This window comes from Pseudomonas citronellolis, assembly GCF_001586155.1.
Lineage (GTDB): Bacteria > Pseudomonadota > Gammaproteobacteria > Pseudomonadales > Pseudomonadaceae > Pseudomonas > Pseudomonas citronellolis.
In genome coordinates this window covers 3892114-3915327 of sequence record NZ_CP014158.1, presented here as the reverse complement: position 1 = coordinate 3915327, position 23214 = coordinate 3892114, and the positions used below count along the sequence as shown (strand labels likewise).

Sequence of the window (23214 nt, the reverse complement as noted above, 5' to 3'; positions counted from 1 at the left end):
CCAGAGGCGCTCAGCTCCGGCTCTGGGCCAGTCGGTAGAGTTGCCGCGCTTCCGCCGCCATCGGCAGCAGGGCCGAGACCAGTCGGGCCTGGCCTTGTACCAGCGGCATTTCGTCGGGGCAGTCCGCCAGCAGGCAGAGCAGGTCTTCCAGGGCTATCAGGCGACGCTCGGCGGCCTCGTACAGATGCTCGGCGGGGGCGCTGGCGTCGACGAACAGCACGTCGTCGTGGGGTTGCGAGAGGGTGGTGACGGGTTGCAGGTCAGTCATGGTGCGCCTCCAGGGTGTGGAGGGCGAAGTACGGATAGTGCATGTTCCATTGCTCCTGAGCGGGATCAAGAGCCGCCTCCCGGAAAAGGGAGGCGGACCGTACGGGGGTAGGATACCGCAGCAAAGGAGACGGCAGGCCCGAAGGCCTCCCCGGACGGCCCGCCATGGAACGTGAGTGCATACAACGATGGACCGACTGCTCTCACGGCTACGACGCACCACCCTTTACTGCGGGATCCTACCCCCGACCACAACAAGGTTGCGGCAGGGCGGAATCTATCCAGCGCCCTCGTAGGACCTCAAGGCGATTTCAGCGTGGGAATTTTCACGAAGGGTAGCGGCGCGGAACCGGCCGAATCGCTATGCTCGACGCCATGAACGGCCAGCTCCCCCTCCGCCAACCCTGCCCGCCGGGCGCCTGCGATTGCGGGCGCGAGGCGCTGCTGGCCGAGCCCCATGGTGACATCCGCATCCTCCTGCTCACCCGCCAGGAAGAGCAGCGCCTGGTACAGCGCCTGGAACAGCTCAAGGACCTGGCCGACCTGCAGCACATGCAGCAGCGCATGTACGAACAGCTCGGCCTGCGCCTGAGCATCGCCCCCGGCTTCAACGAGGTGCGCAGCATGCGCGGTCTCGACATCCGCATCGCCGCGCAGCCCGGCCTGTGCCGCAAGACTCGCCAGGCCATCCCCGCGGCCATCCGCCGGGGCCTGGAACGCACCCCGGAAATCGCCTGGCGCCTGCTCGACTCCTTCGACCTGCTGGGCGGCAGCCACTAGGGGCGTGCATTTTCCCAAGGCTTTGCTAATGTCGTTAGGCAGGAGATGGCATTCCTCCTCTAACCGCCCCCCGGCTGATGATGCCTACGCATAACCCTTCATGGGCGGCGTAGGCATTGTTCTGCTGTCCATGGTTTGCCCGTGGACAGCGAACATGCCCAACCCATCCCGTTCCGCCGCTTTTCCTCTTGCGCTCCGCGCCGTCCCCCGGCTTCAGCGGAGCCGCCGCCATGACTGAGATCTGGGCCCAGGCCGCCCTGTGGCTGGGGCTGGCGCTGCTGGCGACGCTGGTGTCGATCTTCCTGCGCATCGCCACGGCATTGTCGGAAATCGTCGTGGGGACCATCGCCCAGCTGATCATCGGCGCGCTGCTGGGCATGGCGGTGCTGCAGGGCGACGCCAGCTGGATCAAGTTCCTCTCCGGCGCCGGGGCCATCCTGCTGACCTTCCTGGCCGGCGCCGAGCTGGACCCGAAGGTGTTCCGCACGCATTGGAAGCAGGCCACGGTCATCGGCCTGGTCGGCTTCGTGGTGCCCTTCCTCGGCTGCGCGGCGCTGGCGCGCTGGGGCCTGGGCTGGGACGCGCAGGCCAGCTGGCTGGCCGGCATCGCCATGTCCACCACCTCGGTGGCGGTGGTCTACGCGGTGATGCTGGAGTTGGGGCTGAACACCAGCGAGTACGGCAAGATCGTGCTGGCCGCCTGCTTCGTCAACGACCTGGCCACGGTGATCGCCCTGGGGCTGATCTTCGCCCCCTTCACCCTGAAGACCGCCGGTTTCGCCGGGGCCCTGGTCCTGGCCGCGCTGTTGCTGCCGTGGCTCACCCCGCGCTTCTTCCGCCGCTTCGGCGGCCGCCCTTCGGAGCTGGAGGCCAAGTTCCTCATGCTCTGCCTGTTCGGCCTGGGCGCGGCGGCGACCTGGGCCGGCAGCGAGGCGGTGCTGCCGGCCTACCTGATCGGCATGGTGCTGGCCGGCACCGTGGGCAAGGACCACGCGCTGATCCGCCGCCTGCGCACCCTGACCTTCGGCCTGCTGACGCCGTTCTACTTCATCCGCGCCGGCTCGCTGGTGTCGCTGCCGACCCTGGCCGTCGCGCCCGCGGCCTTCGTGCTGCTGTTGCTGGTGAAGATGCTCAGCAAGCTGGTGGGCGTGTACCCCACCTGCCTGGTCTACGGCTCGCCGCGCCGGGAGGGGGCCTACACCACGCTGCTGATGTCCACCGGGCTGACCTTCGGCACCATCTCGGCGCTGTTCGGCCTGGCCCACGGGCTGATCGACCAGGGCCAGTATTCGGCGCTGGTGGCCGCGGTAATCGGCAGCGCTGTGGTGCCGACGCTGATCGCCAACGCCTTCTTCCTGCCCCGGCACCTGCTGCCCAAGGGCGACCCGCAGGAGGAGGGCGCCGCCCCGCCGGCAGAGCCCGCGCGCCACGACGACTTGCGCCCGCAGACGCGGCGCAGAGGAGGTGAAGCATGATCAAGCGCATCCTGGTGGCCTACGACGCCTCCACCGCGGCGGAGCTGGCCCTGAACTTCGCCAACGAGCTGGCCGAACGCTTCGGCGCCGGCCTGCACATCCTCTCGGTGGCGCAGCCGCCGGAGTTCGGCGACGAGGTGGAGACCGAGGCGGTGATCGAGCGCTCCCGCGCGCATTTCCACCACGCCTTCAAGCTGCTGGGCTACAGCCGCCTGCCGGTCGAGGAACGGCCGACCACCCACGTCTCGGTGGGCCGCCCGGCCGAGCAGATCGTGCGCTACGCCGAGGAGCACCACATCGACCACATCGTCATCGGCCACCGCGGCCACTCGGGCTTCGAGCGCTGGCTGCTGGGCTCGGTGGCGCGCCAGGTGATCGACCACGCACCCTGCGCGGTCACGGTCATCCGCGGCTGAGCGGGCAGGGGAGGAAGCGACATGCTGCAGATCGACATTCCCGGGCTGGGGAGCTTGCAGTTGAAACACATGATCTGTGACTACAACGGCACCCTGGCGGTGGATGGCCGGATGATCGACGGGGTGGCCGAGCGCCTGGAGGCACTGGGCCGCAAGCTGGCGCTGCACGTGGTCACCGGCGACGCCTTCGGCAGCGCCGAGGCGGAACTGGCGGCGCTGGACGTCAACCTGCTGGTGCTGTCGGAGAAGGACCAGGCCATTTCCAAGGAGGACTACCTGCGCACCCTGGGCCTGCACGGCGTGGTGGCCATCGGCAATGGCAGCAACGACCGCTACATGCTGCAGCAGTCGGCCCTGGGCATCGCGGTGATCGGCCCGGAGGGCGCGTCCTCGGTGGCCATCGGCTCGGCGGACCTGGTGGCGCTGGACATCCTCTCGGCCCTGGATATGCTGACCCACCCGCAGCGCATTATCGCCAGCCTGCGCTGCTGAACCTTCGAAGGAGCAGGACGATGACCAGGATCATTCTGACCCGCCATGGCCACGTGGACTGGATCGCCCCGGAACGCTTCCGCGGCCGCGCCGAACTGCCGCTGTCGGCCCTGGGCCGGCGCCAGGCCGAGGCGGTGGCGCGGCGCATAGCCGAAAGCTGGCAGCCGGTGGCCATCTACACCAGCCCGCTGTCGCGCTGCATCGATACCGGCGCCGCCATCGCCCAGGCCACCGGTGCCCCGGCCCAGGCGCTGGAAGGCCTGGCGGACACCGACTATGGCCAGTGGCAGGGCCTGACCCACGATGAAGTCCGCGCCCGCTGGCCGGAAGAACACCGCACCTGGCTGGAGGCGCCGGACCTGGCGGCCATCCCCGATGGCGAGAGCCTGGCCGACGTGCTGGCCCGGGGTACCCGGGTGCTGCGTGAGGTGCTGCGACGTCACGCTGGGCAGACGCTGGTGTTGGTGGGGCATGACAGTATCAATCGGGTTCTGTTGCTGCAGGCGCTGGGGTTGCCGTTGGCGCGGTATTGGCGGTTGAAGCAGGAGCCTTGTTGCGTCAATGAGATTGGCGTTGAGGATGAGGTGTTTACGTTGTATCGGATCAATGAGACCTATCATCTGGTTGGGCTGAAGGCTGAAGGCTGAAGGGGTGAGGCCGTTTTCAACGGCGGATAATCGCGGACGGAGTCCGCTCCTACGGTTCCAGGACGCACGGCTTTTCGTGCTCGCGAACGGTGCTCACCTGTGGTTGCGGTGTTTTGGCTGGACGCCTTTCCCTCTCCCTAACCCTCTCCCTGAAGGGAGAGGGGACCGTTCGGTGCGGTCTGGTTTTCCCGAGTCAGCCGGCAAGCAAGGTGGTTTCCGGCTGAAACCACTCCTTATCTCGGCACGGTCTGGCCCCCTCTCCCTTCAGGGAGAGGGCTGGGGAGAGGGCGCTCTTAAACCAGACACCTACGCCCGTTCGCGAGCAAGCTCGCTCCTACGAAGAGCACCTCGGCGGCTCCAGGGAACCTCGGGCGTAGGAGCGGACTCCGTCCGCGATTGGATTCGCCGGCCACGCCGGACGTCCCGGTGGCACAGCCAACGGCGCAGTATCAGGATGACTCCGAAGTCTCCGCCCGCTCCGAACGGCCCCCTCTCCCTCCGGGAGAGGGCTGGGGTGAGGGGCCGGAATCAACCCAATGCGCCATCGCCAACGGTAAACACGGCTCGCGAGCAAGAACAGGGCGCCGCTTCGCGCCTACGAAAGCAGTGAGCACCTCAATGCCTGGAAGTCGGTGCCTTGCCAGTGGGCGTGCACGCCACCGATTCGTGGGTTTCCTCGCGGGTAACGACCTGGATGTCCAGCGGATCTGCGTAAGCGTCAGCTGGCAGGAGCGTCGCGGTCGGCCTTGCGCTTGCCCACGGTGCCCATTTCCACGGGGGTCTTCACGTAGAACAGGGCGAGGTCCTCGGCCTCCAGGCGTTCGAACAGGCGCTCGCACTCGTCCTCGGTGACGGCCAGGCAGATTTCCACCGGCTGGTCGGCCAGTTCGAAGAAGTGGTAGGAGTGCACCCGCCCGGCGTGGCCGAAACCTTCCGCGCCGACGACCAGGGTGGCGCCCTTGAGCTTCATGCCCCGGGCCAGGTCGACCATCCAGTCGGTGATCAGCTTGCCGCCGTGGCGGCGGCTCTGTTGGGTGAAGAATGTCACCAGGTAGCCTTTCATGATTGCGCCTCCGTCAGCGTGCGCCCAGCAATGTGTAGGTTAGAACGCCCGCGGCGGTCGCCAGCAGCGAACCTACGACGTGCACCGCGATTTCCCCCAGCGCCCAGGCCACGCGGCCGGTCTGCAGCAGCGAGAAGGTTTCCGCGGAAAAGGTCGAGAAGGTGGTCAGGCCGCCGCAGAAGCCGGTGATCAGCAGCAGGCGCCATTCCGGGCTGAGGCTCGGGTTGGCGGCGAAGAAGGCCACGGCCAGGCCGACGACGTAGCCGCCGATCATGTTGGCGGCCCAGGTGCCCGGCGGAATGGTGGGGAACAGGGCGTTGAGCTGCAGGCCGAGGAACCAGCGCAGCAGGCAGCCGATGGAGCCGCCGAGGACGATCACCAGGATGGATTTCAACATGCCGGCGAGCCCCCATGGAAAGAGGGTACGGGCGATGCGGGGGAGGGGAATGGGTGGGGTGTTGCGGTCACGGTCCTGTCCTTTTGCAAAAGGACAGGACGCACACCTACGCACCCTGTCCAGGGTTCACGTAGGCATCATCAGCACGGGGGCGGTTAAAGGAGGAATGCCATCTCCTGGGTTTCAACCCTAGCAGAATCCCGTTGCGTCCGCCGGCGCTTGACGACAGACTTCATCCCTGATTTATTGAAACCGGTTTCATAACCCTTCCCGCAGAAGCGCATACAAAAGGATCGAAAGGGTGAACGACATGCTGCCGCCTGCCCGCGGGCGGATCACCATCAGCGAGGTGGCCCGTGCTGCCGGCGTTTCCAAGGCCACGGTCTCGCGCTACATCGGCGGCGACCGGCAACTGCTCGCCGACGCCACCGCCCAGCGCATCGAGGCGGTGATCGAGCAGCTCGGCTACCGCCCCAACCGCATGGCCAGCGGCCTCAAGCGCGGCCGCACGCGGCTGGTCGGCATGCTCCTGGCGGACATCCGCAACCCTTACTCCATCGCCGTGATGCACGGCGTGGAGACCGCCTGCCGCCAGCACGGCTACAGCCTGGTGGTGTGCAACACCGACCGCGACGACGAGCAGGAGCGCCTGCACCTGGAAGCGCTGCAGTCGTACAACGTCGAAGGCCTGATCGTGAACACCCTCGGCCACCATGCCGGCGAGCTGGCCAGCCTGGCCCGCGAGCTGCCCATGGTGCTGGTGGACCGCCAGCTGGAAGAGCTGCGCTCCGACCTGGTGGGGCTGGACAACGCCGATGCCGTGGAGCAGGCCCTGGACCACCTGCAGGCCCGCGGCTACCGCGACATCCTGGCGGTCAGCGAGCCGCTGGACGGCACCAGCTCGCGGCAGGAGCGGGTGGCCGCCTTCCAGGCCTCCATCGCCCGCCGGCCCGGCCTGCGCGGCCAGGTGCTGGAAACCGGCGGCGACCTGCGCGGGCAGCTGGCCGCCTTCCTCGCCGGCGCCGGGCACGGCCCGCAGGCGCTGTTCACCTGCAACGGCGTGGCCACCCTGTGCGCCACCCGCACTCTGCACGAGATGGGCGTGCGCCTGTTCGACGACGTCGGCCTGCTGGCCCTCGACGAACTGGACTGGTACCCCCTGGTCGGCGGCGGCATCACCGCCCTGGCCCAACCCACCGAACGCATCGGCCAGGCGGCCTTCCAGTGCCTGCTGGAACGCCTGCAGGGCGCCACGCTGCCGGCGCGGCGTCTGGACCTGCGCGCCGAACTCATCGTCAGAGGCTCCACCCCAGCACGCGGCTGAAACCGGGGCGGCGCGGCGCCGCGATGGTTTTCGGTCAGAAATGAAACCGGTTTCATCCGGCTGAACGAGAAGGACAAGAACAATGCACGCGAACCCCGTATCCATCAGCCTGTCCAGTTTCGGCGCCGATGCCGTGCGCCAGCGGGGCCAGGCCGCCTACCTGGCGCTGCTGGCCGAGGCCGGCGCGAGCCGCGTCGAATGGCGCGAAGAACTCTTCGACGCGCTGCCCGATGCCGCCACCCTGGCCGCGGCCAGCGCCGCCCAGGGCCTGGAAAGCCTGTACTCGGCGCCGCTGGAGCTGTGGCGCGCCGACGCCAGCCTGGAGCCGGCGGTGGCCGAACGCCTGCGCCTGGCAGGGGAGGCCGGCGCCGTGGCGCTGAAGGTTTCCCTCGGCCACTACCGCGACGAATGCGACCTGGAGGCCCTGCGCCCCTTGCTGGCGCAGGGGCCGGCGCTGCTGGTGGAGAACGACCAGACCGCCCAGGGCGGCCGCGTCGAGCCGCTGCTGCGCTGCTTCCGCCGCGCCGCCGAGCTGGGCCTGCCGCTGGCCATGACCTTCGACATCGGCAACTGGCATTGGCAGGGCGAGTCGCCGCAGCAGGCCGCGCGCCTGCTCGGGCCCTGGGTGCGCTACGTGCATTGCAAGGCGGTGCGCCGCCGCGAGGACGGGCGCCTGGTGGCCATACCACCGCAGCCCGCCGACCTCGACGAGTGGGAGGCGCTGCTGGCGCGCTTCGCCCCCGGCGTGCCGCGCGCCATCGAATACCCGCTGGCCGGCGACGACCTGGCCAGCCTGACCCGCGAGCAGGTCGCGCAACTGGCGCAGTTGGGCCGCGCCGCGGAGGTGCGCCATGGCTGAACACGACGTGCTCTGCTTCGGCGAGACCATGGCCATGTTCGTCGCCGAGCAGTGCGGCGACCTGGCCGAGGTGGAAGGCTTCGGCAAGCGCATCGCCGGCGCCGACAGCAACGTGGCCATTGGCCTTGCGCGCCTGGGCCTGCGGGTGAACTGGCTGAGCCGGGTGGGCGACGACAGCCTGGGCCGCTTCGTGCTCGCCAGCCTGCGCCGCGAGGGCCTGGACTGCGACGGCGTGGAAGTGGACACGCAGCATCCCACCGGCTTCCAGCTCAAGGCCCGCTGCGACGACGGCAGCGACCCGCGGGTGGAATACTTCCGCCGCAACTCCGCGGCCAGCCGCATGTCGCCGGCGCTGCTGCGCCCGGGCCTGCTGCGCGCCCGCCACCTGCACGCCACGGGCATAGTACCGGCGCTCTCGGCGAGCTGCCGCGAGCTGTCCCACCAACTGCTGGACGCCATGCGCGCCGCCGGCCGCAGCGTGTCCTTCGACCCCAACCTGCGCCCCTCGCTGTGGCCGGACCGCGCCACCATGGTGCGCGAGATCAACGCCCTGGCGTCCAAGGCCCACTGGGTGCTGCCGGGGCTGGAGGAGGGCCGCCTGCTGACCGGCCGCCAGTCGCCCGAGGCCATCGCCGGCTTCTACCTTGAGCAGGGCGTGGAATGCGTGGCCATCAAGCTCGGCGCCGAGGGCGCCTACTTCCGCGATGCCGACGGCCGCGAAGGCGTGGTGCCGGCGCAGCCGGTGGCGCGGGTGGTGGACACCGTGGGCGCCGGCGACGCCTTCGCCGTGGGCGTGATCAGCGCCCTGCTGGAAGGCTGCGACCTGCGCCACGCGGTGGCCCGCGGCAACTGGTGCGGCAGCCGCGCGGTGCAGTCGCGCGGCGACATGGAAGGCCTGCCCCTGCGCCACGAACTCGAAGCCCACGACGCCCGCCTGCGCGCCTGAACCCCGAAACCGCCGGCCCGGCCGGCACCTGTTGCGACAAGAACAACAAGCTCAGGAGAAATGCCATGCAGATCGACCGACTCGCCCCACGCCGCTGGTGGCACATCATGCCCATCGTCTTCGTCACCTACAGCCTGGCCTACCTGGACCGCGCCAACTACGGCTTCGCCGCCGCCTCCGGCATGGCCGAGGACCTGAACATCACCCCGGCGCTGTCCTCGCTGCTGGGCGCGCTGTTCTTCCTGGGCTACTTCTTCTTCCAGGTGCCCGGCGCCATCTACGCCGAGAAGCGCAGCGTGAAGAAGCTGATCTTCGCCAGCCTGATCCTCTGGGGCGGCCTGGCCACGCTCACCGGCATGGTCCGCGATGTCTATCTGCTGGTGGGCATCCGCTTCCTGCTGGGCGTGGTGGAGGCGGCGGTGATGCCGGCCATGCTGGTCTACCTCTGCCACTGGTTCACCCGCGCCGAGCGCTCGCGGGCCAACACCTTCCTGATCCTCGGCAACCCGGTGACCATCCTCTGGATGTCGGTGCTCTCCGGCTACCTGGTGAGCCAGTTCGACTGGCGCTGGATGTTCATCATCGAGGGCCTGCCGGCGGTGCTCTGGGCCTTCATCTGGTGGCGCCTGGTGGATGACCGCCCGGCCCAGGCCAAGTGGCTGGACGAGGCCGAGAAGGCCGCGCTGCAGCGCGCCCTGGCCGCCGAGCAGCAGGGCATCAAGCCGGTGAAGAACTACCGCGAGGCGTTCCGCTCGCCCAAGGTGATCGTCCTCTGCCTGCAGTACTTCTGCTGGAGCATCGGCGTGTACGGCTTCGTGCTCTGGCTGCCGTCGATCCTCAAGCAGGCCTCGGGCCTGGACATCGTCAGCGCCGGCTGGCTGTCGGCGCTGCCGTACCTGGTGGCGGTGCTGGCGATGCTCGGGGTGTCCTGGGCCTCGGACCGCCTGCAGAAGCGCAAGCGCTTCGTCTGGCCGCCGCTGCTGGTCGCGGCCCTGGCCTTCTACGGCTCCTACGCGCTGGGCAGCCAGCACTTCTGGGCCTCCTACGCGCTGCTGGTGATCGCCGGCGCCTGCATGTACGCGCCCTACGGGCCGTTCTTCGCCATCGTCCCGGAAGTGCTGCCGAGCAACGTCGCCGGCGGCGCCATGGCGCTGATCAACAGCATGGGCGCGCTGGGCTCGTTCTCCGGCTCCTGGCTGGTGGGCTACCTCAACGGCGCCACCGGCGGGCCCGGCGCCTCCTACCTGTTCATGTGCGGCGCGCTGCTGGCGGCCGTCGCCCTGACCGCCATCCTCAACCCCTCGCAGAAAGCCGAGCGCCTTCGTCCGGCGCTGGGCCACTAGGAAGATCCGACCATGAAGAAACGCATCGTCCTCTACAAGCGCCTGTCCGACGCGCTGATGCAGCGCCTGCAGGCCCACGCCGAGGTGACCCTGATCGAGGACCCGGCCGCCGACGGCCTGGCCCGCCTGCGCGCGGCGCTGCCCGGCGCCCAGGGCCTGCTGGGCGCCAGCCTGCGCCTGGACGCCGGGCTGCTGGACCTGGCGCCGCAGCTGGAGGTGGTCTCCAGCGTCTCGGTGGGCGTGGACAACTACGACATCGCCGAGTTGGAGCGCCGCGGGGTGCTGCTCACCAACACCCCCGACGTGCTCACCGAGACCACCGCCGACACCGGCTTCGCCCTGCTGCTGGCCAGCGCCCGGCGGGTGGCCGAGCTGGACCGCTGGATCCGCGCCGGGCACTGGCAGGCCGGCATCGGCCCGGCGCAGTTCGGCTGCGACGTGCATGGCAAGAGCCTCGGCATCGTCGGCATGGGCCGCATCGGCGAGGCCCTGGCGCGCCGCGCCCAGGCCGGATTCGGCATGCGGGTGCTGTACAGCGCGCGGCGGCCGCGGCCGGAGGTGGAGGCCCGCTACGGCGCGCGCCACCTGTCGCTGGATGCGCTGCTGGGCGAGGCCGACTTCGTCTGCCTGTGCGTGCCGCTGAGTGCCGAGACGCAAGGGCTGATCGGCGAACGCGAACTGGCGCTGATGAAACCCTCTGCCATCCTGGTGAACATCTCCCGCGGCCGCGTGCTGGACGAGGAGGCGCTGCTGCGGGCCCTGCGCGAGCGGCGCATCCGCGGCGCCGGCCTCGACGTGTTCGTGCGCGAGCCGCTGCCGGCGGATTCGCCGCTGCTGCGGCTGGACAACCTGGTGGCGACGCCGCACATCGGCTCGGCCACCGAGGAAACCCGCGAGGCCATGGCCCGCTGCGCGGTGGACAACCTGCTGGCGGCACTGGCCGGCGAACGCCCGGCGAACCTGGTCAACCCCGGCGCCTGGGCGCGTCGATCCGGTTGAACTGCCAGCTTTGCACCCGGTCCGACCCGTGACCGCCCCTCAGCCTGCAAGGACCTGCCCATCATGATCAAACCCGCCGCCCTGACCCTGCTGCTGTGCGCCGGCACCGGCCTGTTCGCCGGGCCGGCCGGCGCCGCCCAGCAATACGACCTGCTGGTCGGCACCTACACCGGCGCCGGCAGCCAGGGCATCTACCGTTACCGTTTCGACAGCGCCAGCGGCCACATCCAGGCCAAGGCGCTGCAGGTGGTGCCCAGTGAAAACCCCTCCTGGCTGACGCTCAATGCCGACCAGACGCGCCTCTACGCCGTCAACGAGAACGGCCCCGGCGCGAGCGACCCGCTCGGCAAGGTCAGCGCTTTCGCCATCGACCCGGCCAGCCACCAGCTGAGCCTGCTGAACCAGGTGCAAAGCCGTGGCGACGAGCCCACCTACTCCAGCCTGGCGGCCGGGGGAGGGCACCTGTTCGTGGCCAACTACGCGGTGCACCCGGACCCCGGCGGCAACCTGGCGGTGCTCGGCATCGACGAGCAGGGCCAACTGACCGGCGTGGTGCAGCAGGAGCGCCACGGCGCCTCCCGCGTCAACCCCGAGCGCCAGGCCAGCAGCCACGTGCACTCGGTGGTTTCCGGGGTGGACGGGCGCTACGTCTACGTGCAGGACCTGGGCGCGGACAAGGTATTCGTCTACCGCTACGAGGCGGCCAACCGCGAGCACCCGCTGAGCCCGGCGCAGCCGGCGGCGGTGGACCTGCCGCCGGGCAGCGGCCCGCGCCACCTGCTGTTCAGCCGCGATGGCCGTTATGCCTACCTGACCCTGGAGATGGCCGGGCAGATCGCCGTGTTCGAGGTGCGCGACGGCCAGTTGCAACGCACGCAACTGGTGGACATGGCCGCCGGCCAGGACTCCGCGCACAAGGCTGCCGCTGCCGTGCACCTGTCGCCAGACGGGCGGTTCCTCTACGCCAGCAACCGTGGCAAGGCCAGCGAGCTGCTGGTGTATGCGGTGGATCCGGCCAGTGGCCAGTTGAAGGAGTTGCAGCGGCGCTCGGTGGAGGGTGTCGAGCCGCGCGAGTTCAGCCTGGATCCCAGTGGGCGCTTCCTGCTGGTGGCGAACCAGAAGAGCAACCAGGTCGTGGTCATGCGCCGCGATCCGGCCAGCGGCAAGCTGGGGGAGACGGTGCAGAAGTTCGCCATCGACTCGCCTTCCGATCTGAAATTCCTGCGCTGAGGTCTCTCCAGCCCTCTCCCGCAAGCGGGAGAGTCCCATGCCTCCGGACTCCGTCCGCGATTCGGATTTCCAGCCCCGTAGGATGGGTGGAGCGAAGCGATACCCATCACCCCGACCGCATGGGTTTCGCAAGCTCAACCCATCCTACGAAAAGCGCCCGTGCTTCCCTGTAACCGGCGAGCTTTCGATAGCCACCTATGCTTACCGACACGAACAACAGCCCCACGCGCCCGGCACCACCGGCCGCAAAAGGGGCGAGAAGACCTACACGACCTGATTGACCTGTTGGAAAAAGGAGAGACCCAGCCATGTCCAACGACGACCCAGCCGCCGCGCAACCGGCGCGGCGTGACTTCCTGCGCAAGTCCCTGGCGCTGATCCCAGTGGCCACCCTGGCCGGCACCGGCGTGGGCAGCGTGGTGCTCGGCGGCCCGAGCACGCCCGCGGCCGACCCGCAGCCCGCCGCCGAGCCGCGGCAGGGCGGCGCGCGCGCCTACCAGCCGACCTTCTTCACCGCCCAGGAATGGGCCTTCGTCCAGGCCGCCGTGGCCGTGCTCATCCCCACCGACGCGCTGGGCCCGGGGGCCGCGGACGCCGGCGTGCCGGAATTCATCGACCGCCAGCTGAACACCCGCTACGGCAGCGGCGGGCTCTGGTACATGCAGGGGCCCTTCCACCCGGATACCGCGCCGGAACTGGGCCACCAGCTCAAGCTCAGCCCGCAGGAAATCTACCGCCTGGGCATCCAGGAGACCGACGCCTGGTGCAAGGCCAAGTGGAACAAGCCCTTCGCCGAGCTGGACGCGGCGCAGCAACAGCAGGCGCTGGAAGCCCTGGACGGCGGCAAGGCCGAATTCCAGGCGGTGCCGGCGGCGACCTTCTTCGCCATGCTCTGGCTGAACACCCGCGAGGGCTTCTTCAGCGACCCGCTGCACGGTGGCAACCAGGGCCTGGCCGGCTGGAAGCTGATCGGCTTCCCCGGCGCCCGCGCCGACTTCATGGACTGGGTGGAGCGCGACGAGCGCTATCCCTTCCCGCCGGTTTCCATCAGTGGCGAGCGAGGTTGAGGCAATGGCCCAGGTATTGAAGAAAGTCGATGCGGTCATCGTCGGGTTCGGCTGGACCGGCGCCATCATGGCCAAGGAACTGACCGAGGCGGGGCTGCAGGTGGTGGCCCTGGAACGCGGCCCGGCCCGCGACACCTACCCCGACGGCGTCTACCCGCAGACCATGGACGAGCTGACCTACAACTCGCGCAAGAAGCTGTTCATGGACATCTCCCGCGAGACCGTGACCCTGCGCCACGGCCTGAGCGACCTGGCCGTGCCCTACCGCCAGTTCGGCGCCTTCCTGCCTGGCACCGGCACCGGCGGGGCGGGGCTGCACTGGTCGGGCGTGCATTTCCGCGTCGACCCGGTGGAACTGCGCCTGCGCAGCCACTACGAGGAACGCTACGGCAAGGCCTTCATCCCCGAGGGCATGACCATCCAGGACTTCGGCGTCAGCTACGACGAGCTGGAGCCGTACTTCGACTTCGCCGAGAAGGTCTTCGGCACCTCCGGCACGGCCTGGTCGATCAAGGGCCAGGTGGTGGGCCGCGACAAGGGCGGCAACCCCTTCGCCGCCGACCGTTCCAGTGACTTCCCGCTGCCGGCGCAGAAGAACACCGTGTCCGCGCAGCTGTTCGAGAAGGCCGCCCGCGAGGTCGGCTACCACCCCTACAACCTGCCCTCGGCCAACACCTCCGGGCCCTACACCAACCCCTACGGCGCGCAGATGGGGCCGTGCAACTTCTGCGGCTTCTGCAGCGGCTACGCCTGCTACATGTACTCCAAGGCCTCGCCCAACGTGAACATCCTGCCGGCGCTGCGCCAGGTGCCCAACTTCGAGCTGCGCAACAACGCCCACGTGCTGCGGGTGAACCTCAACGCCGAGAAGGACCTGGCCACCGGCGTCACCTACGTCGACGCCCAGGGCCGCGAAGTGGAGCAACCGGCGGACCTGGTGATCCTCGGCGCCTTCCAGTTCAACAACGTGCGCCTGATGCTGCTCTCGGGCATCGGCAAGCCCTACGACCCGCTGAGGAACGAGGGCGTGGTGGGGCGCAACTTCGCCTTCCAGAACATCTCCACGGTGAGCGCCTTCTTCGACAAGGCCAGCCACCACACCAACCCCTTCATCGGCGCCGGCGGCAACGGCGTGGCGGTGGACGACTTCAACGCCGACAACTTCGACCACGGCCCCCACGGCTTCGTCGGCGGCTCGCCGTTCTGGGTCAACCAGGCCGGTACCAAGCCCATCGCCGGGGCCAAGGTGCCGCCGGGCACGCCCAAGTGGGGCAGCGCCTGGAAGGCCGCACTGGCCGACAGCTACCGGCACATGCTGGCGATGGACACCCACGGCGCGCACCAGTCCTACCGCGACAACTACCTGGACCTCGACCCGGTCTACAAGGACGCCTATGGCCAGCCGCTGCTGCGCATGACCTTCGACTGGAAGGACAACGACGTGAAGATGAACCGCTTCATGGTCGCGCAGATGCGCAAGATCGCCAATGCCATGGGCGCCAAGGTGGTCACCGCGCCGATGAAGGAGTTCGGCCAGCACTTCGACGCCACCGTCTACCAGACTACCCACCTCAACGGCGGGGCGATCATGGGCACCGACCCCAAGACCAGCGCCCTGAACCGCTACCTGCAGGTGTGGGACGTGCACAACGTGTTCGTCCCCGGCGCCTCGGCCTTCCCCCAGGGCCTGGGCTACAACCCCACCGGGCTGGTGGCGGCGCTGACCTACTGGTCGGCGCGGGCCATCCGCGAGGTATACCTGAAGCACCCGGGCCCGCTGGTGCAGGCATAGGAGGCCGGAACATGAAGACATTCCTCAGCGCCGCCCTGGCCATGGCCGCCAGCACCGCGCTATACGCCGCCGATGCGACCGACCCGGCGCAGGTGAAGCAGGGCGAATACCTGGCCCGCGCCGGCGACTGCGTGGCCTGCCACACCGCCAAGGGCGGCGAGCCCTTCGCCGGCGGCCTGCCGATGGCTACGCCCATCGGCACCATCTACTCGACCAACATCACCCCGGACAAGACCGGCATCGGCAACTACAGCTACGAGGACTTCGAGCGCGCCGTGCGCCAGGGCATCGGCAAGGGCGGCAGCACCCTGTACCCGGCCATGCCGTACCCGTCCTACGCTCGCGTCAGCGACGAGGACATGCGCGCGCTCTACGCCTACTTCATGCACGGCGTGGCGCCGGTGGTGCAGGAGAACAAGGACAGCGACATCCCCTGGCCGCTGAGCATGCGCTGGCCGCTGGCGATCTGGCGCGGGCTGTTCGCCCCCGAGGTGAAGCCCTTCGCCGCCGCCGGGCAGGACCCGATCCTGGCCCGCGGCGCCTACCTGGTGGAAGGCCTGGGGCACTGCGGCGCCTGCCATACGCCGCGGGCGCTGACCATGCAGGAGAAGGCCCTGGACGCCGCCGACGGGCCCGAGTACCTGTCCGGCAGCGCGCCGCTGGAAGGCTGGATCGCCAAGAACCTGCGCGGCGACCACAAGGACGGCCTGGGCAGCTGGAGCGAGGCGCAGATCGTCGCCTTCCTCAAGACCGGGCGCAGCGAACGCAGCGCGGTATTCGGCGGCATGAGCGACGTGGTCGAGCACAGCATGCAGTACATGACCGACGCCGACCTGACCGCCATCGCCCGCTACCTGAAGTCCCTGCCGCCGGTGAACCCGGACGACAAGCCGTTCCGGGAAGACCGCCAGGTCGCCGGGGCGCTGTGGAAGGGCGACGACGGCAAGACCGGCGCCGCGCTCTACGTCGACAACTGCGCCGCCTGCCACCGCACCGACGGCAAGGGCTACGCCCGGGTGTTCCCGGCGCTGGCCGGCAACCCGGTGCTGCAGAGCGCGGACGCCACCTCGCTGATCCACATCGTGCTCGACGGCAGCACCCTGCCGGCCACGGCGACGGCGCCGTCCACCTTCAGCATGCCCGGCTTCGCCTGGCGCCTGTCGGACCAGCAGGTGGCCGAGGTGGTCAACTTCATCCGCAGCAGCTGGGGCAACCAGGCCGAGCCGGTGGATGCCGGGCAGGTAAAGGCCTTGCGCAGCCAGCCCAGGCCGGAGCTGAAGGCGGCGACGTTGATCGGCGATACCACGGGGAAGGAGGCGCCGTAGGGGGCGCCGCCGGCGGGTCCAATCGCGGACAAGGTCCTACGACCGTGCTTCCTGGAACCGTAGGAGACCTTGTCCGCGATAGCCGAAACCACCGGCGCGATTCGCGGATGAGCTCCTACGCCTCCGGCAAACACCACACCCCGTAGGATGGGTATCGCTTCGCTCAACCCATCCTACGAAAAGCACCCCGGCACCGCCGCCAATCCAAACCTCAATACCTGGGCAACGACTGAATCCGCGGATCGATCTGTTGCCTGGGAATCTGCTGGCGGCTGTCGCGTTCCTTGCAGTCCGTCTGCTGCCCGGAGGCGCAGTCCCGGCTGCTGCAGGCGGCCGCTCCCAGCGTCAGGACGATCAGCGTGGCGAGCGAGAACAGGATCTGCCGGCACATGGCGGGCCCTCCGCGAAGGTGGTGCTTAAAGCAAACACGCGAATGCCCGCGGGCGCCCGGGCGGGCGACGAGCGGAGGCGGGTGGTGCGACGAACTACAGGCGCGCCGTCAGTCATCAGTGCGCCACCGACCACCCATCCCCCCATCACGGCGCCCGGTGAACTCATTGCGCCGTTGCGCTGTCTGTCTGCTGTCGGCCCCCCGGGCGGCGGGCCCGGGCCCGCGCCAGCCGGGTGATTGCGCCGCGCCGATAGCAAGATCGTAGCCGCCCCGGAGCATCTGCCTGGCCGGCTTTTTACCGCGCCCGCTCGCCGGGGTTCGTTTATCGCCATGTGAAGATTGCCCATGTCCCTATCCCGTCATTTCCCCGCCTCCGTATCCCTTCCCACCCGCGTCCTGGGCGCCTGCCTGTTGGGTGGCCTGCTGGCGGCCGGCGCCGCGGCGCAGGCCGAGGAGGGCGCCGGCAATGCGCGCTGGGTGAGCGACAGCCTGACGACCTACGTGCGCAGCGGCCCCACCGACGGCTACCGCATCGTCGGCACCCTGACCTCGGGGCAGAAGGTCGAGCTGCTGAACACCCAGGGCGACTACAGCCAGGTGCGCGGCGAAAGCGGCAGCAGCGTGTGGATCCCCAGCCGTGACCTGCAGGACAAGCCCGGCCAGGCCGAGCGCCTGCCGCAGCTGGAGCAGAAGGTGAGCGAGCTGAGCGCTGAACTGGCGGGCATCAACGACAGCTGGAAGACCCGCGTGCAGGGCATGCAGGAAACCCTGGACTCGCGCAAGAAACTCATCGACGAACTGCAGGCGGCCCGCGCCGGCCTCGACGACGAACTCACCAAGGCCCGCTCCGAACTGCGCGCGGCGCAGGCGCAACTGGGCGACGAGAACAAGCAGGTGCTGATGCGCTACATGGCCTACGGCGGCAGCATCGCCGGCGCCGGCCTGCTGGTCGGGCTGATCCTGCCGACCCTGCTGCGGGTACGGCGCAAGCGCAACGATCAGTGGATCTGAGGCGCTGGTTGCGGTGGGATTAGGGGGGGGGGCTTGGTTCAGCGAAGGCGCTCAGTCCAGGCTCCGCACCCTCACCCCAGCCCTCTCCCGGAGGGAGAGGGGGCCGTTCGGCGTGGGCGGCAAGTTCGGAATCATCCTGAGCGCGTAGGGCGTATAACCGTTCGCGGTTATACGCCGTTGGCCGAAACGCCGAAGCGATTCTGGACCCGTAGGAGCGGACTCCGTCCGCGATTGGTTTGGCTAGACGGATGTGGGGGCAGGGCGCTTCGTGATTGCGCTTCATGCCGAACGGTTCCCTCTCCCGCTTGCGGGGGAGGGTTAGGGAGGGGGAGCGGAGTCAGGGTTGGCAGAGGTGTGTGGGGGGAGTCCGTAACCCTCTCCCCAGCCCTCGGCTGCGCGCCCCGCCCTGAAGGGAGAGGGGGCCGTTCGGGGCGGGAGAAAAATCCTGAGTCATCCTGAAACGCCTAACCATCCCCCGTCATTCCCGCGAACGCGGCAACCCAGTGACTGCGGGGTTCGCGAGCAAGCTCGCTCCTACGAAAAGCAAAGGCAAAAGCGCGTTTGCTCTGGATTTTGGACTTCCAGAGAAACATCCAAGCGCACCGAAACGCCCCTTCAGAAGGCCGAGCGAAACCGGCGCTCAGGAGGTCATGCGACATGGATGTCGCGAGAGCCCCGATGGGCTACAGGGACGTACCCTCGGGGCGGGCCTCCGTGGCGGGGGAGTTCGTGAGGGTAGCCCGACTCTGTCGGGCCCGTATGTCGGGGCAAGCCTTTTTGGTTCCTTTTGTGGCGATTGACAAAAGGGACTCGCCCGAGGGGGCGAAACAAGAAACATCAACGCACTCGGAGCGGCGCGCTACACCAAGCCCCCAAGCCACTGGGTTATTCCCCTTCGGGCCAGCGCAAGCGCTGTTCGCGATGGAGCCGCGTCCCGCGTTCGCGGGAATGACGAGATTGAGGTCGGCACGAAGGATAGGGTTGGAGAGAGAGTTCGGACCAGGCCCTGTAAAGTGAAACGACCCACCGTCGTCTAGGCTATCTCCAAGCCCTGCCGGCCTCCCGCCGGCACGCGTGGCCGACCCTGCGCAGGTGTTTTCCACGGGCCGCGGCCTGCAACCCGAGGAGGTGCTTCCGTGAAAAACGCCGTCGCTTTCATCGGCAGGTGCGTGCTGGCAGGCCTGCTGGTCATCCTGCCGATCTACCTGGCCCTGCTGCTCCTGCTCAAGGGCATCGCCTCGGCCGGCCAACTGGTCCGGCCCTTCACCCAGCTGCTGCCGGAGAGCCTGCCGGCCCAGCAGATACTGTCCGCGCTGCTCGTGCTGGTGATCTGCTTCGTCATCGGCCTCGCCGTGCGCACCCGCCTGGGAAAGCTGGCCCGTGGCCGGCTGGAGCGCTCGGTGTTCGAGCGCATTCCGGGCTACGAACTGCTGCGCAGCCTGACCCTGCAGGTGGCCGGCGAGAAGAACGACGGCATCTGGAAGCCGGCCCTGGTGGAAATCGAAGAGGCCCTGGTGCCCGGCTTCATCATCGAGGCCTTCGAGGACGGCCGCTACACCGTGTTCGTGCCCTCGGTGCCGACACCCTTCGCCGGCGCCGTGTACGTACTGGAGGCGCATCGCGTGCACCCGGTCGACGTGCCCTTCACCGAGGCGGTGAAGGTCATCACCAAATGGGGCTCCGGCGCCCGCGGCCTGGTGCAGGCCATGGAGGCGGCCCGTGGCCGGGAGCCGCCGCCCGGCGGCGGTTCCGCCTGACCGGCTGCCCGTCTCAGCGCCGGAAGTCGTCGGGCCCGTGGCGTTCGGGCACTTGCTCGTGGGCCTCGCCCCAGGTCCGGTTGACCTTGACCCCACGCTGCACGGCGGGGCGCTTGCCGATTTCGTCCGTCCAGCGGCGCACGTGGGTGTAGGTCTCGACGTCGAGGAACTCGGCGGCGGCATAGACCTGGTTGTTCATCAGCGCGCCGTACCAGGGCCAGATCGCCATGTCGGCGATGCTGTATTCGCTGCCGGCGACGTAGCGGTTGCTCGCCAGCTGCCGGTCGAGCACGTCCAGCTGGCGCTTGACCTCCATGGCATAGCGGTTGATGGGGTACTCGAACTTTTCCGGCGCGTAGGCGTAGAAGTGGCCGAAGCCGCCACCCAGGAAGGGGGCGCTGCCGACCTGCCAGAACAGCCAGTTCAGGGTTTCGGTGCGCCCGGCGATGTTGCCGGGGATGAAACGCCCGAACTTCTCGGCCAGGTAGAGCAGGATCGAGCCGGACTCGAAGACGCGCAGCGCGGGCTCCAGGCCGGTATCCAGCAGGGCGGGGATCTTGGAGTTCGGGTTGATCTCGACGAAGCCGCTGCCGAACTGTTCGCCCTGGCTGATGCTGATGGGCCAGGCATCGTATTGCGCGCCGTCCAGGCCCAGTTCCAGCAGCTCTTCGAGCAGGATGGTCACCTTGACGCCATTGGGCGTGGCCAGCGAATACAGCTGCAGCGGATGCTTGCCGCGTGGCAGGGGCTTGTCGTGGGTGGCCCCGGCGACGGGACGGTTGATGCTGGCGAAGGTGCCGCCGTTGTCCTTGTCCCAGGTCCAGACGCGCGGTGGAGTGTAGGTTTCGTTCGGCATGTCGATCCTCGCCTTGGACGGAGTTCGTCGGTCGCCACGCGCTTGGTTCTGTCGTGGCCGCTAAAGCCCTTCAGAAAACCCTGTCAGCCGCCTGATGTCCAGCCTCTCGTTGTAACGGGAGGGGCGGCCTCCGGCAACCTGCGCGGCGACTGGGGCCGGCCGCTAGCGGATATAACTGCCGCCGTTCAGGTCCAGCGTCGCGCCGCTCAGGGACGGCAGCGAGGGCCGCAGGGCGAAGGCCACCAGTTCGGCCACTTCGTCCGGCTCGGCCATTTCGCCGATGGGGATTTCGGCGACCGCCGCGGCCTTGCCGTGCCTGGCGATGAAGTCTTCGGCCATGTCGGTGCGCACCCAGCCGGGGGCGATGGCCACCGCCGCCACGCCGTCCTGGCCGAAGCTGCGGGCGATGGATTTGGTGAGGTTGAGCAGCGCCGCCTTGGTCGCGCCGTAGGGCATGGCGTCGGCGGCATAGCCACGTTGCCCGGCGCGGCTGGCGAGGTTGACGATGCGCCCGCCGCCGAGGGCGCGGAAATGGCGCAGGGCTTCCTTGCACAGCGTGGCGGCGGAGAAGAGGTTGATCTGGAACTCCCGTTGCCAGGCCGCCGTCCAGGCCGCCTCGTCGGCATCGATGGAGATTTCCGTGCGGATGCCGGCGTTGTTGACCAGGCCGTGCACCCGTCCGGCCAGGGCCTGGGCCTCGCGCCACAGCTGGAAGGGCCCCTGCGCGTCCGACAGGTCGGCCTGGACCAGCCAGCCTTCGCCGCCGACCTGGGCGAGCAGCGCCTCGGCGCCGGCCCGGTCGCGGCCGAAGTGGATGATCGGCCGGGCGCCTTCCTGCGCCAGGCGGCGGACGATGGCCGCGCCGATCTGGCCGGAGCCGCCGGTGACCAGAATGTTTTGCCCGCACAGCGGTTTCGCGGAAGACATCCCTTGCTCCTGTGTCGGTTGAAGTTCAGGGGGGGTTGAAGTTCAGGCCAGGCTCATTTTCGCCGTCAGGTTCTGCTGCATGTATTCCAGGAAGCGGCGCTGGAACAGCATGGTGTGCTCGTGGGCGGCCTTTTCGGCGGCTTCCGCGTCGCGGGCGGCGATGGCTTCGATGATTTCCTCGTGGTCGCGGCCCAGGCGGGCGGTGCCGGCCGAGCTGACGATGTAGTCGAAGTGCAGGTGCAGCAGGCGCTGGCCTTCGCCCAGCAGGCGTTCGTAGTAGCTGACGAAGTAGGGGTTGCGCCCGGCCTCGGCGATGGCCATGTGGAAGGCCTTGTTCAGCTCGGACATCGCCTGGAAGTCGCCGGACTCCACGGCCGCCATGTAGGCCGCGTCGGCCTTGCGGATCGCCTGCAGGTCCTCGTCGCTGCGCTGGAGCGCGGCCAGGCGGGTGACCGCCCGCTGGATGAGGTCCAACGCGGCCACGTAGTTGGGGAACTCCTCGATCTCGAAGGGGGTGACCAGGGTGGTGCGGTTGGGCAGGATGGTGACCAGGCCTTCGCTGGTCAGCCGGGCCAGGGCATCGCGCACCGGCGAGCGCGACAGGCCGAACTGCGCCGCCAGGGAGACCTCGTCCAGCTGCACGCCGGGCTTGAGCTTGAGGGTGAGGATCTGCTTGCGCAGCTCCTCGTAGATATAGCGCCCGCCATGGCGGCGCCCGGGGCTTTCCACTTCTTCTTCTTTGGCCATCATCAGGTCTCGGTGTGCGCGGGCTGTGTCATACAGACCAGCCCGTCATCTTAGCGTGGCCGCGTTCAGCGCGGAAACGCCGGGCCCCAGGTGTCGCTGAGCATGAAGCCCGCGGCCAGCGGGTCGTCCGGGTCGACGCCGATCTGCTGGATGCCGTACAGCCAGGCGCGGCCTTCCACCCGCGGCAGCACCGCCGGTTTGCCGGCCACTTCCGTGGCGCCGAGCAGCTCCACCTGGAACTCGCCGCCGATGGTGGAGCGCGACACCAGGCGCTCGCCGGGCCGCACCAGGCCGCGCGCGCTCAGCGTGGCGAGGTTGGCCGAGCTGCCGGTGCCGCAGGGCGAGCGGTCGACGCGCCCCGGCGGCAGGGTGGTGCAGGTCTGGTAGGTGCGCGCGTCCAGGCGGTTGCGGAACATCACGTAGGCCACCTCGTCGATCTGCGGGTACAGCGGGTGCCGCACGCGCACCTGCTGGTTGATCAGGCCGCGCAGCTTCACGCCGGCATCGGCCAGTTCGCGGGCGTTCTCCGGGGCGATGGCCAGGCCGACCTGCTCGACGTCGATCAGCGCGTAGTACACGCCGCCGAAGGCGATGTCGGCCTTCAGCGGGCCGAACTCGCCGCCGTCGATCGGCACGTCCAGTTGTTCGACGAAGGCCGGCACCATGTCCAGCGACACCCCCAGGCAGCGCCCGTCGGCGCAGCGCGCGCGGGCCGTCACCAGCCCGGCGGGGGTGTCCAGCACCACGGTGGTTTCCGGCTCCTGCATCGGCAGCATGCCCAGCTCCAGCAGCGCGGTGACCACGCAGATGCAGTTGCTGCCGGACATCGGGTGGGCCTTGTCCGCCTGCAGCACGATGAAGCCGGCGTCGGCCGCAGGGTTGGTCGGCGGCAACAGCAGGTTCACCGACATCTGCAGGCAGCCGCGCGGTTCCATGACCACCAGGCGGCGCAGGCTGTCGTCGACCTCGTTGATGTAGTTCATCTTGTCCAGCATGGTTTCGCCGGGGATGCCCAGCACCCCGCCGGTGATGACCTTGCCGATCTCGCCTTCGCAGTGCACGTCGGCCAGTTGCAGCGTCTTCTTCCAGCGCATCAGTCGCAC

Annotated in this window: 24 protein-coding genes and 2 riboswitches; of the genes, 16 read left to right on the top strand and 8 right to left on the bottom strand. The window is 68.9% G+C overall.

What is annotated here, in order from left to right:
* Positions 1 to 10 precede the first annotated feature (10 nt).
* Positions 11 to 268: a hypothetical protein gene (locus PcP3B5_RS16975; protein ID WP_052267646.1), complete on the bottom strand. Its 258-nt coding sequence runs from the start codon at positions 266 to 268 to the stop codon at positions 11 to 13.
* Positions 269 to 630: 362 nt separating this feature from the next.
* Here PcP3B5_RS16975 and PcP3B5_RS16970 point away from each other — a divergent pair, with 362 nt between their 5' ends.
* From PcP3B5_RS16970 to PcP3B5_RS16950, 5 genes are all read left to right on the top strand, one after another.
* Positions 631 to 1047 (top strand): hypothetical protein, encoded by a 417-nt coding sequence (locus tag PcP3B5_RS16970; RefSeq protein WP_009622640.1) that lies wholly within the window; start codon positions 631 to 633, stop codon positions 1045 to 1047.
* A gap of 32 nt (positions 1048 to 1079) precedes the next feature.
* Positions 1080 to 1141, top strand: a riboswitch (Fluoride riboswitch).
* Between the two features lie 136 nt (positions 1142 to 1277).
* Positions 1278 to 2522, top strand: a complete 1245-nt coding sequence (locus PcP3B5_RS16965) for a cation:proton antiporter (protein WP_061561940.1) — start codon at positions 1278 to 1280, stop codon at positions 2520 to 2522.
* Positions 2519 to 2938 carry a universal stress protein gene (locus PcP3B5_RS16960; protein WP_009622637.1) on the top strand — a complete coding sequence of 140 codons (420 nt, stop codon included), beginning with the start codon at positions 2519 to 2521 and terminating at the stop codon, positions 2936 to 2938. Before PcP3B5_RS16965 ends, PcP3B5_RS16960 begins: the two co-directional genes overlap by 4 nt.
* Before the next feature lie 21 nt (positions 2939 to 2959).
* Entirely contained in the window at positions 2960 to 3430 is a 471-nt protein-coding gene (locus PcP3B5_RS16955) for an HAD family hydrolase (protein ID WP_061561939.1), read from the top strand.
* 20 nt (positions 3431 to 3450) lie between these two features.
* The gene (locus PcP3B5_RS16950) at positions 3451 to 4077 is read left to right on the top strand and encodes a histidine phosphatase family protein (RefSeq protein WP_043313347.1); all 627 of its coding nucleotides are present in this window, start codon (positions 3451 to 3453) and stop codon (positions 4075 to 4077) included.
* A 718-nt stretch (positions 4078 to 4795) separates the two neighbouring features.
* On the opposite strand, the gene PcP3B5_RS16945 is transcribed toward PcP3B5_RS16950, so the two are convergent.
* Complete coding sequence (locus tag PcP3B5_RS16945) at positions 4796 to 5140, bottom strand: DUF190 domain-containing protein (RefSeq protein ID WP_009622630.1); 345 nt, start codon at positions 5138 to 5140, stop codon at positions 4796 to 4798.
* A 13-nt stretch (positions 5141 to 5153) separates the two neighbouring features.
* On the bottom strand, positions 5154 to 5537 hold the full coding sequence (gene crcB / locus PcP3B5_RS16940; RefSeq protein ID WP_009622628.1) for a fluoride efflux transporter CrcB: 384 nt from the start codon (positions 5535 to 5537) through the stop codon (positions 5154 to 5156).
* 124 nt (positions 5538 to 5661) lie between these two features.
* Positions 5662 to 5723, bottom strand: a riboswitch (Fluoride riboswitch).
* A 124-nt stretch (positions 5724 to 5847) separates the two neighbouring features.
* Between crcB and PcP3B5_RS16935 the strand changes: the two genes are divergently transcribed.
* From PcP3B5_RS16935 to PcP3B5_RS16895, 9 genes are all read left to right on the top strand, one after another.
* Entirely contained in the window at positions 5848 to 6861 is a 1014-nt protein-coding gene (locus PcP3B5_RS16935; RefSeq protein WP_061563287.1) for a LacI family DNA-binding transcriptional regulator, read from the top strand.
* 82 nt (positions 6862 to 6943) lie between these two features.
* A complete protein-coding gene (locus PcP3B5_RS16930) occupies positions 6944 to 7720 on the top strand; it encodes a hypothetical protein (protein WP_061561938.1) in 777 nt (258 codons plus the stop codon).
* Positions 7713 to 8666 carry a sugar kinase gene (locus tag PcP3B5_RS16925; RefSeq protein ID WP_061561937.1) on the top strand — a complete coding sequence of 318 codons (954 nt, stop codon included), beginning with the start codon at positions 7713 to 7715 and terminating at the stop codon, positions 8664 to 8666. The genes PcP3B5_RS16930 and PcP3B5_RS16925 overlap by 8 nt, the downstream gene beginning before the upstream one ends.
* 65 nt (positions 8667 to 8731) lie before the next feature.
* A complete protein-coding gene (locus tag PcP3B5_RS16920) occupies positions 8732 to 10009 on the top strand; it encodes an MFS transporter (RefSeq protein ID WP_061561936.1) in 1278 nt (425 codons plus the stop codon).
* Positions 10010 to 10021: 12 nt separating this feature from the next.
* The gene (locus PcP3B5_RS16915; RefSeq protein ID WP_043313358.1) at positions 10022 to 11008 is read left to right on the top strand and encodes a 2-hydroxyacid dehydrogenase; all 987 of its coding nucleotides are present in this window, start codon (positions 10022 to 10024) and stop codon (positions 11006 to 11008) included.
* A 63-nt stretch (positions 11009 to 11071) separates the two neighbouring features.
* Entirely contained in the window at positions 11072 to 12238 is a 1167-nt protein-coding gene (locus PcP3B5_RS16910; protein WP_061561935.1) for a lactonase family protein, read from the top strand.
* Between the two features lie 308 nt (positions 12239 to 12546).
* Positions 12547 to 13305, top strand: coding sequence for a gluconate 2-dehydrogenase subunit 3 family protein (locus tag PcP3B5_RS16905; RefSeq protein ID WP_061561934.1), 759 nt, complete (start codon positions 12547 to 12549; stop codon positions 13303 to 13305).
* Positions 13306 to 13309: 4 nt separating this feature from the next.
* On the top strand, positions 13310 to 15097 hold the full coding sequence (locus tag PcP3B5_RS16900; RefSeq protein ID WP_061561933.1) for a GMC family oxidoreductase: 1788 nt from the start codon (positions 13310 to 13312) through the stop codon (positions 15095 to 15097).
* 11 nt (positions 15098 to 15108) lie between these two features.
* Entirely contained in the window at positions 15109 to 16422 is a 1314-nt protein-coding gene (locus tag PcP3B5_RS16895; RefSeq protein WP_061561932.1) for a cytochrome c, read from the top strand.
* Between the two features lie 211 nt (positions 16423 to 16633).
* Here PcP3B5_RS16895 and PcP3B5_RS16890 read toward each other — a convergent pair whose 3' ends face one another.
* Complete coding sequence (locus PcP3B5_RS16890; RefSeq protein ID WP_043271786.1) at positions 16634 to 16813, bottom strand: hypothetical protein; 180 nt, start codon at positions 16811 to 16813, stop codon at positions 16634 to 16636.
* Between the two features lie 345 nt (positions 16814 to 17158).
* Here PcP3B5_RS16890 and PcP3B5_RS16885 point away from each other — a divergent pair, with 345 nt between their 5' ends.
* Both PcP3B5_RS16885 and PcP3B5_RS16880 read left to right on the top strand, forming a co-directional pair.
* On the top strand, positions 17159 to 17824 hold the full coding sequence (locus tag PcP3B5_RS16885; protein WP_009622597.1) for a TIGR04211 family SH3 domain-containing protein: 666 nt from the start codon (positions 17159 to 17161) through the stop codon (positions 17822 to 17824).
* 1136 nt (positions 17825 to 18960) lie between these two features.
* Positions 18961 to 19581, top strand: coding sequence for a DUF502 domain-containing protein (locus PcP3B5_RS16880; protein WP_061561931.1), 621 nt, complete (start codon positions 18961 to 18963; stop codon positions 19579 to 19581).
* 13 nt (positions 19582 to 19594) lie between these two features.
* Here PcP3B5_RS16880 and yghU read toward each other — a convergent pair whose 3' ends face one another.
* From yghU to PcP3B5_RS16860, 4 genes are all read right to left on the bottom strand, one after another.
* Entirely contained in the window at positions 19595 to 20437 is an 843-nt protein-coding gene (yghU, locus tag PcP3B5_RS16875; RefSeq protein WP_061561930.1) for a glutathione-dependent disulfide-bond oxidoreductase, read from the bottom strand.
* A gap of 162 nt (positions 20438 to 20599) precedes the next feature.
* A complete protein-coding gene (locus PcP3B5_RS16870) occupies positions 20600 to 21364 on the bottom strand; it encodes an SDR family NAD(P)-dependent oxidoreductase (RefSeq protein WP_061561929.1) in 765 nt (254 codons plus the stop codon).
* A 42-nt stretch (positions 21365 to 21406) separates the two neighbouring features.
* Positions 21407 to 22114 carry a GntR family transcriptional regulator gene (locus PcP3B5_RS16865; RefSeq protein ID WP_009622591.1) on the bottom strand — a complete coding sequence of 236 codons (708 nt, stop codon included), beginning with the start codon at positions 22112 to 22114 and terminating at the stop codon, positions 21407 to 21409.
* A 62-nt stretch (positions 22115 to 22176) separates the two neighbouring features.
* Positions 22177 to 23205, bottom strand: coding sequence for a proline racemase family protein (locus tag PcP3B5_RS16860; protein WP_043313376.1), 1029 nt, complete (start codon positions 23203 to 23205; stop codon positions 22177 to 22179).
* Between the last annotated feature and the right edge of the window lie 9 nt (positions 23206 to 23214).